Raw genomic sequence first — 13449 nt, forward strand, 5'->3', positions numbered from 1 at the left:
TCGATCTCTATAAAAGGGATCAAAGCCCCTCACGGGGCACGGAACCTTCCTTGAGCCATAGGGACAGCCCGGACTTGAGGTCCCCCAGCCCCTCCTTGGTCTCCGACGATACCAGGAATGGCCCGATGGAACACCGGAAGCCCTCCTTGACGTAAGCATCCAGGGCGGACTTGCGTCGGGAACCACTCACCTTGTCCAGCTTTGTGAACACCACCCCCACCGGGATCTGGAGCCCCGCCAGGTACTCCTCCATCTGCCTGTCGTTCTTTAGAAAACCGTGCCTGAAGTCCACCAGCTGGAGGACCAGGCTGACCCGGGAGGATCTGAAATAGCGTTCGATCAGCCTCCGCCAGAGCTCCAGCTCTCCCCCACTCCGGGCGGCGAAACCGTATCCCGGCAGGTCCACCAGGACGAAGGGAGGATCCCCTTGGACCTCAAAGAAGTTGACACTCCTGGTCTTGCCAGGGGTCTTGCTCACCTTGGCCAACCTCTGGCCTATCATGGCGTTTATAAGGCTCGACTTGCCCACGTTGGAGCGCCCCACCATCACCACCTCGGGCAGATGGTGAGGCGGCACCTGATCGTAACGGTAGGCGCAGGCGATCAGCTGGGCCCGCCAGAGCATCAACCGTCACCCTTTATGAGCAAGCGAAACGCCTCCTCCGCGGAGGATATGAAATGGAACGTGAGCCCCTTTCGGGCCCAATCGGGCATGTCCTCCACATCCGCCCGGTTGGCGAAGGGCAGGATCATCTCCCGGATGCGGTTCCGCTTGGCTGCCAGACACTTCTCCCGGATGCCCCCCACGGGCAACACCGCTCCCCGGAGGGTTATCTCCCCGGTGACCGCCATGTCGGTCCTAACCGGGACCTTAAGGATGGCAGAACATATGGCCACCGCCAGCCCCACTCCAGCGGAGGGACCGTCCTTGGGGGTTGCCCCCTCTGGGACGTGGACGTGGAGGTCCATCTCGTCCCACTTGACGTGGTCCATGCGGAGTTCCTGGGCGTGGGACCTAAGGAAGCCCACCGCCGCCTGGACGGACTCCTGCATTATGTCACCCAGGTTGCCGGTGAAGGACACCTTCCCCTTGCCGGCCATGGCGGCCGCCTCCAGGAGCAGAACGTCCCCCCCAGTCTCGGTCCAAGCCAGGCCCACCACGGCCCCCACGGCGCTCCCCTGGGGGATAACCGTGTCGTACCCCTTGGGGGCTCCAAGGTACTTGACCAGCGAGGCGGTGGTTATCCTGGGGGCCTCAAAGCTGGCCCCCGACTCCTCCGCCGCCACCCGGGCGCAGGCCACCTTGCGGGCTATCTTGGAAAGCTGCCGATCCAGGTTCCTGACCCCCGCCTCCCGGGTGTAGTCGGAGATTATCCTCTCCAGGGTACCCTTGCTGAGCTTCAGGCCCATGTCCGATAGGCCGTTCTCCCGGACTATCCGGGGCCAAAGGTGCCGGGATGCGATGTGGACCTTCTCCTCCGCCACGTAGCCCGGGATGCTTATGAGCTCCATCCTGTCCAGCAAGGGTTTGGGGATCGTGTGGTGGCTGTTGGCGGTGGTTATGAACATGACCCGGCTCAGGTCGAAGGGGACCTCGAGGAAGTGGTCCGAGAAGGCATGGTTCTGCTCCGGATCCAGCACCTCCAGCAACGCCGCGGAGGGATCCCCCCTGAAGTCGGCTCCTATCTTGTCTATCTCGTCCAGTAGCATCACCGGGTTCTTGACCCCCGCCACCCGCATCTTCTGTATGATCCTCCCCGGCAGGGCCCCCACGTAGGTCCGCCTATGCCCTCGGATCTCCGCCTCGTCCCTGACCCCTCCGAGGGACATGTTGACGAACTTGCGGTTCAGGGCCCTGGCTATGGATCTGGCCAGGGAGGTCTTCCCAACCCCAGGGGGACCCACAAAGCAGAGCACCTGGGCCCTCACGTCGTTGCCCGCAAGCTTACGGACCGCCAGGAACTCCACTATCCGGTCCTTCACTTCCTTGAGGCCATAGTGGTCCTCGTCCAGCACCTGCTGGGCAAGGCCTATCTCGAGCCTATCCTTGGTCTGATTGGCCCAAGGGAGGGATATGAGCCAGTCCAGGTAGGTCCTGCAGACCGCCGCCTCTGCCGATGTGGAGGGCATCTTGGAGAGCCTATCCAGCTCGTACCGGGCCTTCTCCTTGGCCTCCTTGGGCATCTTGGACTTTTCTATCCTGGCCCGGTACTCGTCTATCTCCCCCACGCCATCCGAGGATCCCAGCTCCTCCTGTATTGCCTTCAGCTGCTCCCTAAGGTAGTACTCCCGATGGCCCCGCTCCATCTCCCGGCGGACCCTCTCCTGGATGCTGTGCTCCATCTCCAGGAGGTCGTTCTCCCTTATGAGCAGCTTCAGCTCCTCCCGGAGGCGCTGGTTCAGTGACCTGGCCTCCAGGAGCTGCTGCTTCTCCGCAACCCCCACCACCAAATGGGAGGCCACCAGATCCGCCACCCGCTGGCTACTCTCCTCCGCCAGGGGGGCGAAAACCTCGGACGGCACCTTGGGGTGAAGCCCAACGTACCGCTCAAACTGCTCCAACACGGAGCGCCTCAGGGGCTCCGTCTCCTGGTCCTCATCCTCCAGGTAGTCCCGATCCCGGCAGACGGCGGATATGAGGTCCTTGGAGAACTCGAACTCCTCCACGTCCACCGCCTCATCCCCCTGGATCAGCACCTTCAGGGTGCCGTCCGGAACCTTGAGCATCTGCAACACCGTGCACACAGTGCCGACCCGGAAGAGGTCCTCATCCCCGGGGTCCTCCACCCGAAGGTCCCTCTGGGAGACCACCAGGATCTTGCGATCCTGGTCCATCGCCAAGTCTATGGCCTTAAGGGACTTGGGCCTCCCCACGAACAGGGGTACCACCACGCCGGGGAATATGACCATGTCCCGGACCGGGAGGACCGGAAGGGTGAGGCTAGGGATATCCCCCTCCATGTTCCCCATCAGGCCACCTCCTGATCGTCCCTGGGGTAGAAGACCGGGGCCCCCTGGCCGTTGACCACGTCCTCCCCGATCACCACCCTGCCCACCTGGGACGCCTTGGAGGGCATCTCATACATGAGGTCCAGCATTATGCCCTCCATTATGGACCTGAGGGCCCGAGCGCCGGTCTTGCGCTCCATGGCCTTCCGGGCGATGGCCCGGATGGCCTCGGGGGTGAACTCCAGGTTGACCCGGTCCATCTCGAAGATCCTCTGGTACTGCCTCACCAGGGCGTTCTTGGGCTCTTGGAGTATCCGGACCAGCGCCTCCTCGTCCAGGGAGTCCAGGGGGACTATGACCGGGAGCCTGCCAACGAACTCAGGGATGAACCCGTAGGTTATGAAGTCATCCGCCACCAGCTCCCGATAGAGGGAGTTCCTCTTCTCAAGGTCCTTGGCGGAGGCTATGTCGCCCCCGAAGCCTATGACCTTCTTCCTGGTCCTCCGGGCTATTATGGGCTCCAAGCCGTCGAAGGCGCCGCCGCATATGAACAGGATGTTCTTGGTGTCCACCTGGATGAAGTCCTGGTTGGGATGCTTACGGCCCCCCTTGGGGGGCACGTTGGACACGGTCCCCTCAAGGATCCGGAGCAACGCCTGCTGGACCCCCTCGCCGGACACGTCCCGGGTTATCGAGGGGGACTCGGACTTGCGGGATATCTTGTCGATCTCGTCGATGTAGATTATCCCCCGCTCCGCCGCCTTGACGTCGTAGTCCGCCGCCTGCAACAGCCTCACCAGGATGTTCTCCACGTCCTCCCCCACGTACCCCGCCTCGGTCAGGGTGGTGGCGTCCGCTATGGCGAAGGGCACCTTGAGCAGCCGGGCCAAGGTCTGGGCTAGAAGGGTCTTGCCGGACCCGGTGGGTCCCACCAACAGGACGTTGCTCTTCGGCAGCTCCACCTGGTCATCGCTGGGGCCAGCGGTTATCCGTCGGTAATGGTTGTAGACCGCCACGGACAGGACCTTCTTGGCCTGATCCTGGCCTATCACGTACTGGTCCAGGAAGGCCTTCATCTCATCGGGCCTTGGGACCTGGTCCAGCCCCGAAAGGCTGGGCTTAGCGCCTATCCCCTGCCCCGCAGACAGGCTCTCGTCGCTCAGGATGGTGTTGCAAAGGTTGACGCATTCGTTGCATATGTAAACCCCGGGGCCGGCTATGAGCTTCGCCACCTCATCCTGTCCCTTGCCACAGAAGGAGCAGCGAACCCTCCTCCTCTTGCCGCCCAGGTCGTCGTTGTCCTTGAACATATCTTCACCTCTACGATCTTCGTCTAGAATCTACTGTTCGGCCACCCTGGATATACGCCAGGTGCGGTCGCCAAGGCTAAATCCTAACACATATTACAACAAAAGGAGAGGGCCCGAGGACCCCCTCCGAACGATCCGATCAGCCAGGCTGGGATCTGCGTTTCAGCGCCGGTCGATGACCTTGTCCACTATGCCGTACGCCATGGCCTCCTCGGCGGACATGAAGAAATCCCGATCGGTGTCCTTGGCGATCCTATCCATGGGCTGCCCGGTGTGATTGGACAGGATGGAGTTCAGGATCTCCTTCATCCTGAGGATCTCCTTGGCCTGGATCTCTATGTCGGACGCCTGACCCTGGGCCCCGCCAAGGGGCTGATGGATCATTATCCTGGAGTGGGGAAGGCAGATCCTTTTCCCCTTCTCCCCCGCGGACAGGAGCACCGCCGCCATGCTGGCCGCCTGACCCACGCATATGGTGGACACGGGGCACTTGACGTACTGCATGGTGTCGTAGATGGCCAGCCCAGCGGTCACCACCCCGCCGGGGCTGTTTATGTAGACGAACACGTCCTTATCCGGGTCCTCGCTCTCCAGGAACAGGAGCTGGGCTACCACCAGATTGGACAGGTGATCGTCTATCTCCTGACCGATGAATATTATCCGGTCCTTGAGGAGCCGACTGTATATGTCGTAGGACCGCTCTCCCCGACCGGTCTGTTCGATGACGTAGGGGATCAGATACGACATGGTCCCGTGGCTCATCAATCCACCTCCCGCTTAGGCGTCCGCCTTGGCATCGGTGTCGAAGTTCTCCACCTTGACGGCGGACACGAGCCAATCCATGGTTTTGCGCTTCCTTATGGAGCTCACCATCTCGTCCAGCCTCTGCCGGTTGGACGCCAGAAAGGAGCGGAACTTGGACTCGTCGACCCCAACACTCATGGACATCTTCCTTATCTCCCCATCCAGGTCCTCGGGGGAGACATCTATGCCCTCCCTGTCCGCCAGGGTCCAGAGCACCAGCTCCCGCTTGATGATCTCCCGGGCCCTCTCCTCCATCTTAGCGGCGAAAGCGGCCTCATCGGTTTCCATCTCCTTCAGGTACTGGTCCCACTCCTTCTTGAGCTGCTGGGTGACCCGCTGCTTCTCGTGGACCAGCATGTGATCCCTCTCCCGCTGGAGCATGTCCTCCGGTATGTCCACCTGGCAGGCGGCACAGAGCTCCTCCAGGGCGGACTCCCTCACCGCCTCCTGGGCCCGACGCTCAAAGCTCTTCTCCATGGCCTCCCTTATGGCGGAACGGAGCTCCTCGGCGGTCTTGCACTCCCCTTGGGAGACCTTCTCCGCCATCTGATCCGTCAGCTCCGGCACCACAACCTTGAGGATCCCCCGGACGGACATGGCGTAGCGAACCATCTTGCCAGCCACCTTGGGGTTGTTGTAGGCAGGGTCCACCTGGATGTCAACCGACACGTCGTCCCCAACGGACTTGCCCACCAGGGCATCCACGATGTCGGTCCTTATGGAGGGGTTGAAGAGCTCGATCTTGGAAACCTGGGAGTCCTCAAGCTTCTCCCCCAGGTCCTCCCCATCCAGGATCCAGGAGCTGTAGAGGACCTCCACCACGTCCTCGGAGGTGATGGGCCTATCCTCGGTGACCGGCTCGTGGGTGGCGTTGGCCTCCAGTATCCGACGGATCTCCTCCTCCACCATCTCATCGGTAACCTTGAAGACCGGCCGCTTGGCGGTCACGGAGGAGAGCTCCGGGAACTTGACCTCGGGCCTAAGGGAGAAGGTGAACTCCACCTCCAGGGCAGACCCATCCTGCACCTGACCGAGCTTGACTTTCGGGTCTTCCATGAGGGTCAGATCGTACTCCTGGATTATATCCCCCATGAGCTTGGGGAGTAGCTTCTCCACCGCCTCATCGTATATGGCCCCCTTGCCGAGGAACATCTCCAGGGTCTTCCGGGGCACGTGCCCCTTCCGGAAGCCCTTAATGTTGACCTTGTTGGAAAGCTCCCTCACGGCGTTGGATACGGTCTTGGAGAAGGTCTCCGCGTCCACCACCGCCTTGATCACCAATGTGTTCTTCTCCTGCGAGACTATCTCGGATTTCAATCAACACAACCCCTTTCCAGCCCATCCCCAGTAATGATTGAAAGGACAACGGTCAGTATACCACAGCTGGGGCTCCTGGGCATCACAGTTCAGGGGCCCCATACGACAGATGCCGCCCGTTGGGCGGCATCTGCTCGAAGGCTTTAAAAATGGTGGGTGGTAGAGGATTCGAACCTCTGACCTCCTCCGCGTCAAGGAGGCGTTCTACCCCTGAACTAACCACCCAACGAGGGGCATTCTACCGAGTTTAACGGAATCTGTCAACAAGACAACGATTAAAGATCAACGAATCAGACGCCCCTCTCCCCCCATCATGTCGGTCAATTCCTCAATGTGCTCCAAAGGGAACGGAGGTTGCCCCAAAGGCCTCATGGCCAGGGACATGAGCTTCAGCGGATTGTCATCCGCCGCTATCCGGTTGGAGCTAAGCTTGCCGCACACCCTACAGCGGTGTATTATGGCCCACTCACCGTTCTTCCTGACCCAGACCGAATATAGTGAAATGCTTTGTAAGCTGGATTTCCTCAACCTTAAGCCCCATTCTTTTCACTACTTCATCTACTGGAATGGGCATAGGAGTACTTAATGCTTCCGGGCAAAATTCACTTAGAAACTCAGTAGCAACATCGTCAAACTGTTCCTTTTCTATAATTGGCACTAAATACTCAGACAGTCGGCCTAATTTGTTCTCCCTGTACTTATTGTATATTGAAACTGACTTGATTTGAAAATTCTGAATTCCGTCATCAAGGTCAGCTCTGCAGGAGATACGGAACCATTGTTCTATACCGTCAGTCTCGCGATTCCTTCGCACTGTTTCTGCTATTTCAACTTCAGCGGAAACAATTACATCAAATAAAATACTGTTACCTGGTGAGTCGGTTATGTCTATCATTATGATGTCAAAATCGGATAATGCTGCTTCATCTGGTGATTGCACATGGTATGAATTGGATTCAAGCTTATCCGGGTTGTCCTCAATATACTCGGACAATTCGTCAAAGATTTCATTATAATACATGTTTGCAATAACATCTCTGAACGAGCTGACACTTGCCATACCGCACCTCCAAAACAACGACTAAATCAAGTAACAATTCACGTACTGCTGAGATATTTCATCATATTTGTAACACTGGCTGTTCTGTGTAAACATTTTTATAATACTAAATACCTAATTTTCTTGCTTAACTTCAAACTGTTGCATAATACCGGCTAATACTTGCTTTATCCCTTCTTCATAATTGTGCCAGTTTAACAAATAAACCTCCTCATTATCCTTACATGTATGGTGCAAAATACCATCCCAGCCTACAAGAACGCCAGAAATTGAAGTATGTTCTTTAATTACTCCGGAAAAGTCTTTTAAATATCCCAGCAATTTGTATGTACCATCCACCAAATAACTTCTTCTTTGAGAGCGCTTAACTTCAATTATTATGAATTTCTTCTCAAGTCCACGAGTTAATTCTAGTATTATATCTGGTCTTCGAAGTTTTTCACTGAGTCCGTATTCCAACATAATTTTGCCATATTGACTGTTTTCAGACATTGCACGAGGTAATTTCTGAAAAAAATCCTTAACTCAATATCTCCATTAGTAAGGATACTTGCAGTTGGATTGCTTCCGCCTATAAGGCCAATTGATTTTTCAGTCCATCCCAATTCAATTGATGCCAATATTGTTTTAAATAGTACTGCAATTTCATATAAAGTATCCTTGTTCAATGGTTCAAGTATATTTCCGTCCAATTCTTTCTTAAGAAATTCAATAGGTTTTTTCTGAGAAAAGATGAATCTTTCAGCTATTTCTGCAAGCTCTCTATAATGGCTATGCCGAGAATGCTTTGTTGCTTCAATTATTCTATCATTAATCTCATACATAATCCCAATTTTTGAGACAAATGGATTTCTAAGAATTCTTGAAGTTTGTGACGCAATAATAGCTACTTTCTTAATCCATCTGTCGTCAGTCCCCTCTTCGGCATACCATGTTAAGTTTGATAATAGATCCCCTGCAAATAGACGTGCTTTATCAAAAACTTGTTTTATTAAAAATAAAAAAAGTCTATTTTCAGGAAGGTCATATATTTGTGACATCTTTGTATACACAAACAAACTAATATCATTCCCAGCAACTGCTCTTACGCTGATTGTTTTCTGCCAGTCAATTTTACCTCTAACCTGGTTTCTATCACGTACAATAATATTAATTGAATCTTTAGACAATCTATTTATAATTTTGGGTGCAATATTTTCTATTAAATGCTTTATATCTTTAGATAATAATAAACGTATATCCGCAAGAAGCCTGATATCCTTCTTTGAAAGGCCAGTTAATTTTATCACAGTTTCTTCTGCTTCATTTTCTTTCGCATTATTTTGAATAAAACGCCAAAGCATTTTACTGGTAAATTGTGATATTTGATTGTGTATACTTTTGTTCCAGCAGTCCGATTCATAAATCATATGAATTTCTCCTACTCTGCATTATCTTCTTCATCAAAATCATCAAATTTCACTTTCATCAGATCATTCTTATTAATGTCAAAAAACTCACATATATAGTTTTCTAATGATTCTTTTTCTTCTGAGTTAAGAACTTTTGCAAACTCTTTATATAGCTTTTTTATTTCGGCAAATGATATGCCTTCATACTGCGGAATAATTAAGGAACAAATGCCATTCACAAGATTTTTGAAATCTGATGCTTGCAGATATGCAATTATATCCAAAATTACCGCCGCTCCCATTTTTTTAGGAGAAACTTTTACTATCGATAATAGCTTTGATGCAAGTTCAGGATGCTCAGATAATCTATCATATATAAGCTGTTCAAATTCATTGTATGTTGGTGCTGGTATATGTACAAATGCAAAACGACGCATAAATGCATACGAAAGCATGAACAAACTATTCTTGTCGTAAGTGTTCATGGTAGCAATTATTCGCCAATTCTGTCCAATAAAATAAGTGGCAGTACGAGCATCATAGAAACTTTCTAGTGAATCAGAATGCCTTATTGAAATATTTTTCTCTTCTTTACTGCCGGCCAATGGCACCTTATACTGAAGTTCTATATCTCTTCCAGAAAGAACAGTAAAAAAATGTCCGAATGCTTTATCTACTTCTGCACGATTTATTTCATCAATTATTAGCCATTTGTTTTCGCGGATGCTTTTTAGAAAAACACCTTCAACAAACGATAATGAACCATTTTTATCAGGCATATAGCCTCCAATTGTATCAAAAGTACTCCAATCTGCTATAGCTGTGGTCATCATATAGCCGCTTATATAATTTATCCTTACAGCCTCTTGACAAAATCTTTCTGCAAGGGTTGTTTTACCAGTTCCCGGAGGGCCAGTCATTATGATGTGTTTATTTGCATTTATAAAATTTTTTACGCTTATAATTGGCTTTGCGGGCAACGTAAACTCATTCAGAATAGTATCAATATTTGGTTCATAAAAATTGCAAAAAATAGTATCTGAAAAATTATTCTCATCCAACAAGGAATCAGGTTGCTCTATAGCTTCACCAAATTCGACTTCCCTGGGCACGAGTTTAACAATGGCTCCCTTTACGCGTGCCATCAATTTTGGATCAATTACTGAAGATAAATCCTCATCAATTTGTGGACATAATTCTAACATAGCACGCATTAATGCAATAGCTTTTCTCTCTGGAATTTGGGAAATAGCTTGATTTGGTTCCCATTTAGTAATTGGTCCAATTCCAATGATATCATAAGTATCACCATAAGGTTTTAAATCTTCTCTTTTTATTGGTTTATCCAGCAAAACTTTAACATCAATCTTTATTTTATAGTTTCTTTCTTCATAGCCTTCATCATAGGGCGCCTGTACTATTTCTCCAATTCCTATCAAGCCTGTTTCCCATGTTACCTCTGCTCTTCCTTTATCTCCTCCCAACACAATGAAAACAAGCTGACCGATTGATAAATTATCTTTAAGTATGTTCAATCCATCTATTTCTATAGCAGACTGTCTATTCAGAATAGCATTGACTTGCTGCGGATTTTTAGTTTTTATGCTATAAAAGGTATATAATTCATTGTTAACTTCTTCAAGAATCCTGTTGACCAACTTTTCATGTTCTTCTATTGGCATTGTAGAATATTTATCGTACACATCTTGAAAAAGCTTTCCTCTTTTTTCTAACGATTCATATTGCCACCCCCTGCGCCCATTATCAAACATTTTGTCATATGTATCTTTATCATTTTTTAATAAAGTGAACTTAAATCCATACCTTTTAGCTACAGCATCAAGAGTTTTTGACCATTTTCCTTTATATCTCTCATCGTTGCTATGCAATCTCGAAAAATACAAACAAACAATTTCTGCTTTTTCCCTATCATCAATAATCGAAAGGTCAATCTCATCTGATTTTATGATATTATTACTTACCATAAATAGAAGTCCTCCTTTATTAAATACTACTCTAAATTAGCAACATCCACTTCGTATTTACAATTAATCAATTATCCACCTCAGGGGAGTGGACTGTAATATCTTTAATACGATTGCATAACATACGTAAACTTGAGTCTAATCTTTCTTTTTTTAATTCACACTCCCATACAATAATTACTTTCCATCCCATCTGCTTAAGCTTTTCTTGGTTTTCATAATCTCTTTCTTTGTTCCGTATTAACTTTTTTGTCCAATACTCTTCATTTGATTTTGGCCAGACAAAAAACGGGCAACCTTCATGCATATGCCAAAAGCACCCGTTAATAAAAATGACTGTTTTATACTTTGGCAAAACAATATCAGGACAACCCGGAAGAGCCTTAACGTTTTTTCTGTAACGAAACCCTTTACTGAATAAATATTTCCTTACGAGTTCTTCAGGCTTATTATTTTTACTTCTTATCCTCGACATATTGTAACTTCTTATTTCTTTTGTATGATTATCCATATTTCTAACACCATCATTATTAAAATAGTTTTCTCCTTTACAGATAAACTATCTTTTTTCATTAATACTAATTCTTGGCAGATATTTTTTTACACAGAAAAATCCATATAGAAATGTTCATCATCTAGTTTATAAAAATCAACATCTGTTCTTCCATAACGCTCTAAGTCATGACTATGTACAAACGCACCATTCGCAACACCTATTCTGTTTCTGAAATATTCCCCCAAAAGGGAATTATTCATTGGTGTTGTAATTGCTTTGTCATTTTGCTGTTCAACACGCAAAATCAAATGCTTATTGTCATCAGTAATAACTGAGAAATGTCGTTTCTGAAGCGGGAAAAAACCTGAACGTGCTATCTCTGCAGGCAAAGGAATATATGCTTGATTGGGTTCTCGCCCTTCACGCTGTCCCCAGTTCAATCCTGATCTTCTGCCAGTTTCACCGTCTCTGGCAAGAAGCGATAATTTTACATGTTCCACACCTTGTCCTTTCACAATCTGAACATGTCCGTTTTCAGCTTCAAGAACTGGATTAATTGGTTGTAATATAATGTTTTCCTCTACTTCCGAATGAGTACAATATATAGAATCCCGCTCTACTGAACAAAAATAAGAAAAAGCATCATATGCATTGCAGGGAACAATATATTCACGTCTTCCCAAACTGAATCCAGCCTGTGTATAATTCGCAGAACCTGTATAAGCTTCAACAGGCTCACCATTTTTCATCCAAATATACAATTTGCTATGTACAGGAGGCCCTTGGCAAATATATTGGCATTGAAACTTAGATAAAGCAGTATTTGATTGAGTATATACCAACTGTTTAAAACCTTCATGAACATCTTTAGTTAACCCGTCATAGTTGGTCATACCTACTATAAGCTTTATTCCGATTAATGGCATACTCAATTCTTTAATTCTTGTCATATGCCATGAAGCCATAGTAGGTGTTGCATATCCTGAAACAATCAACAGTTCCTCTGCTCCTCTTGATATTGGTTCAATTAACGTTTGATTTATTAATGGTATATTAAACATTAAAATACACCTTCTCATTCGTTGATATTCGGTTCTATACTTTCGTACTCTATACCAGCAAAGCAATTAAGAATAGCTTCAAAAATAATCTTTGCACCTTGACAAGGTACTGCCATTCCTATCTGTTTTCGGACACTCTCTTTTGATCCCATGAAAACAAACGTATCCGGGAAAGTTTGGAGTCGGGCTCTTTCTCTGTTTGTTAAAGCTCTTGGCTCTGACCAATGATATATATGCGTTCCTCCCCCTCCGCTTCCAGTAACAGTATAAGCTGGCTTGCCAGGATCCAATCTCTTATAAATCTGGCTAATTTTTGCGCCTTTTACTTTTAGCTGAAGCTCAGGAGGCAAATCTGCAGTAAAAGCATTTTCACCCGGCTTAATATGAAGAAGCCTTTGTATCACCGTCTTAGATTGTTTTGTTCTCTCATTATTAGGAGCGTCCGCAGGTATTGGAGGCACTTCCAGTGCGGTACGGCATGTATTGTCTATATTTGCATAAGGGGCCGGAGATGGTACTTTAAAAGTTACATTTATGTCATTTCGAATACCTACAATGATAATACGGTGCCGCGCCTGTGGTATACCATACTGCTCAAATTTATATAAATGAGGCGTAATTACATATCCTGTCTCTTTCAATTCATCCAATATTTTTGCAAAAGCTTTTCCATCGTTTGCATTGCGAAGCCCCCCTACATTTTCCGCAAGAAACCACATAGGCTGAAATTTTTTCAAAGCTTTTACGCCATAAGAATATAACGGTCCGAAAACTCCGTTAATTCCTTTCTGCTCACCAACTACGCTAAAATCATTGCATGGAAAGCCGAATGCCAAAGCATCAATCGGTGTTAATTTATCCATATTCAATTTGCGTATATCTTCATGGTAAACCGATTCTGGCCTGTCTGGGCAAATATTATAACGGTATGTTTCGCAGGTATCCTTATCATAGTCATTAGCCCATTCATGGACTATAAAATGTTTTCCGTCAGCACTGCGGGCATTTATTGCACCATAAGCGAGTCCTCCGGGGCCGCAGAACAGTTCACCTAATCTGTATTTCATAGTGTACAC

13 protein-coding genes and 1 tRNA gene are annotated in these 13449 nt (G+C 48.5%); all 14 read right to left on the reverse strand.

All coding sequences use genetic code 11. The annotated features are described in order from the left end of the window. Nucleotides 1-19 precede the first annotated feature (19 nt). On the reverse strand, nt 20-625 hold the full coding sequence (yihA, locus tag TACI_RS04875; protein ID WP_012869698.1) for a ribosome biogenesis GTP-binding protein YihA/YsxC: 606 nt from the start codon (nt 623-625) through the stop codon (nt 20-22). Further along, nucleotides 625-2970 (reverse strand): endopeptidase La, encoded by a 2346-nt coding sequence (gene lon / locus TACI_RS04880; protein ID WP_012869699.1) that lies wholly within the window; start codon nt 2968-2970, stop codon nt 625-627. Before lon ends, yihA begins: the two co-directional genes overlap by 1 nt. Next, entirely contained in the window at nt 2970-4259 is a 1290-nt protein-coding gene (gene clpX, locus TACI_RS04885) for an ATP-dependent Clp protease ATP-binding subunit ClpX (RefSeq protein ID WP_012869700.1), read from the reverse strand. Before clpX ends, lon begins: the two co-directional genes overlap by 1 nt. A gap of 162 nt (nt 4260-4421) precedes the next feature. Beyond that, nucleotides 4422-5021, reverse strand: coding sequence for an ATP-dependent Clp endopeptidase proteolytic subunit ClpP (gene clpP, locus TACI_RS04890; protein ID WP_012869701.1), 600 nt, complete (start codon nt 5019-5021; stop codon nt 4422-4424). Between the two features lie 15 nt (nt 5022-5036). Then, nucleotides 5037-6380 (reverse strand): trigger factor, encoded by a 1344-nt coding sequence (gene tig, locus TACI_RS04895; RefSeq protein WP_012869702.1) that lies wholly within the window; start codon nt 6378-6380, stop codon nt 5037-5039. Nucleotides 6381-6530: 150 nt separating this feature from the next. After that, a tRNA-Val gene (locus TACI_RS04900) sits at nt 6531-6605 on the reverse strand. 57 nt (nt 6606-6662) lie between these two features. Beyond that, nucleotides 6663-6821, reverse strand: a complete 159-nt coding sequence (locus TACI_RS09260; RefSeq protein ID WP_242601061.1) for a hypothetical protein — start codon at nt 6819-6821, stop codon at nt 6663-6665. Nucleotides 6822-6846: 25 nt separating this feature from the next. Next, entirely contained in the window at nt 6847-7440 is a 594-nt protein-coding gene (locus tag TACI_RS04910; protein ID WP_012869703.1) for a hypothetical protein, read from the reverse strand. A 114-nt stretch (nt 7441-7554) separates the two neighbouring features. Next, nucleotides 7555-7902 carry a hypothetical protein gene (locus TACI_RS04915; RefSeq protein WP_164925158.1) on the reverse strand — a complete coding sequence of 116 codons (348 nt, stop codon included), beginning with the start codon at nt 7900-7902 and terminating at the stop codon, nt 7555-7557. Further along, entirely contained in the window at nt 7857-8783 is a 927-nt protein-coding gene (locus TACI_RS04920) for a hypothetical protein (RefSeq protein ID WP_164925159.1), read from the reverse strand. The genes TACI_RS04915 and TACI_RS04920 overlap by 46 nt, the downstream gene beginning before the upstream one ends. Nucleotides 8784-8860: 77 nt before the next feature. Further along, nucleotides 8861-10816 (reverse strand): AAA family ATPase, encoded by a 1956-nt coding sequence (locus tag TACI_RS04925; RefSeq protein ID WP_012869705.1) that lies wholly within the window; start codon nt 10814-10816, stop codon nt 8861-8863. 67 nt (nt 10817-10883) lie between these two features. After that, nucleotides 10884-11327 carry a very short patch repair endonuclease gene (locus TACI_RS04930; protein ID WP_012869706.1) on the reverse strand — a complete coding sequence of 148 codons (444 nt, stop codon included), beginning with the start codon at nt 11325-11327 and terminating at the stop codon, nt 10884-10886. A gap of 89 nt (nt 11328-11416) precedes the next feature. Then, complete coding sequence (locus tag TACI_RS04935) at nt 11417-12391, reverse strand: restriction endonuclease PLD domain-containing protein (protein WP_207280501.1); 975 nt, start codon at nt 12389-12391, stop codon at nt 11417-11419. Next, nucleotides 12388-13440, reverse strand: a complete 1053-nt coding sequence (locus TACI_RS04940) for a DNA cytosine methyltransferase (RefSeq protein ID WP_012869708.1) — start codon at nt 13438-13440, stop codon at nt 12388-12390. The genes TACI_RS04935 and TACI_RS04940 overlap by 4 nt, the downstream gene beginning before the upstream one ends. Between the last annotated feature and the right edge of the window lie 9 nt (nt 13441-13449).

The organism is Thermanaerovibrio acidaminovorans DSM 6589, assembly GCF_000024905.1.
Lineage (GTDB): Bacteria > Synergistota > Synergistia > Synergistales > Synergistaceae > Thermanaerovibrio > Thermanaerovibrio acidaminovorans.

What these genes read in the sequence shown, in the direction of transcription:
- yihA (WP_012869698.1), bottom strand. Translation starts at nt 625, where the DNA reads ATGCTCTGGCGGGCCCAGCTGATCGCCTGCGCCTACCGTTACGATCAG.
- lon (WP_012869699.1), bottom strand. Translation starts at nt 2,970, where the DNA reads ATGGGGAACATGGAGGGGGATATCCCTAGCCTCACCCTTCCGGTCCTC.
- clpX (WP_012869700.1), bottom strand. Translation starts at nt 4,259, where the DNA reads ATGTTCAAGGACAACGACGACCTGGGCGGCAAGAGGAGGAGGGTTCGC.
- clpP (WP_012869701.1), bottom strand. Translation starts at nt 5,021, where the DNA reads ATGAGCCACGGGACCATGTCGTATCTGATCCCCTACGTCATCGAACAG.
- TACI_RS04910 (WP_012869703.1), bottom strand. Translation starts at nt 7,440, where the DNA reads ATGGCAAGTGTCAGCTCGTTCAGAGATGTTATTGCAAACATGTATTAT.
- TACI_RS04915 (WP_164925158.1), bottom strand. Translation starts at nt 7,902, where the DNA reads ATGTTGGAATACGGACTCAGTGAAAAACTTCGAAGACCAGATATAATA.
- TACI_RS04920 (WP_164925159.1), bottom strand. Translation starts at nt 8,783, where the DNA reads ATGCTTTGGCGTTTTATTCAAAATAATGCGAAAGAAAATGAAGCAGAA.
- TACI_RS04925 (WP_012869705.1), bottom strand. Translation starts at nt 10,816, where the DNA reads ATGGTAAGTAATAATATCATAAAATCAGATGAGATTGACCTTTCGATT.
- TACI_RS04930 (WP_012869706.1), bottom strand. Translation starts at nt 11,327, where the DNA reads ATGGATAATCATACAAAAGAAATAAGAAGTTACAATATGTCGAGGATA.
- TACI_RS04935 (WP_207280501.1), bottom strand. Translation starts at nt 12,391, where the DNA reads ATGAGAAGGTGTATTTTAATGTTTAATATACCATTAATAAATCAAACG.
- TACI_RS04940 (WP_012869708.1), bottom strand. Translation starts at nt 13,440, where the DNA reads ATGAAATACAGATTAGGTGAACTGTTCTGCGGCCCCGGAGGACTCGCT.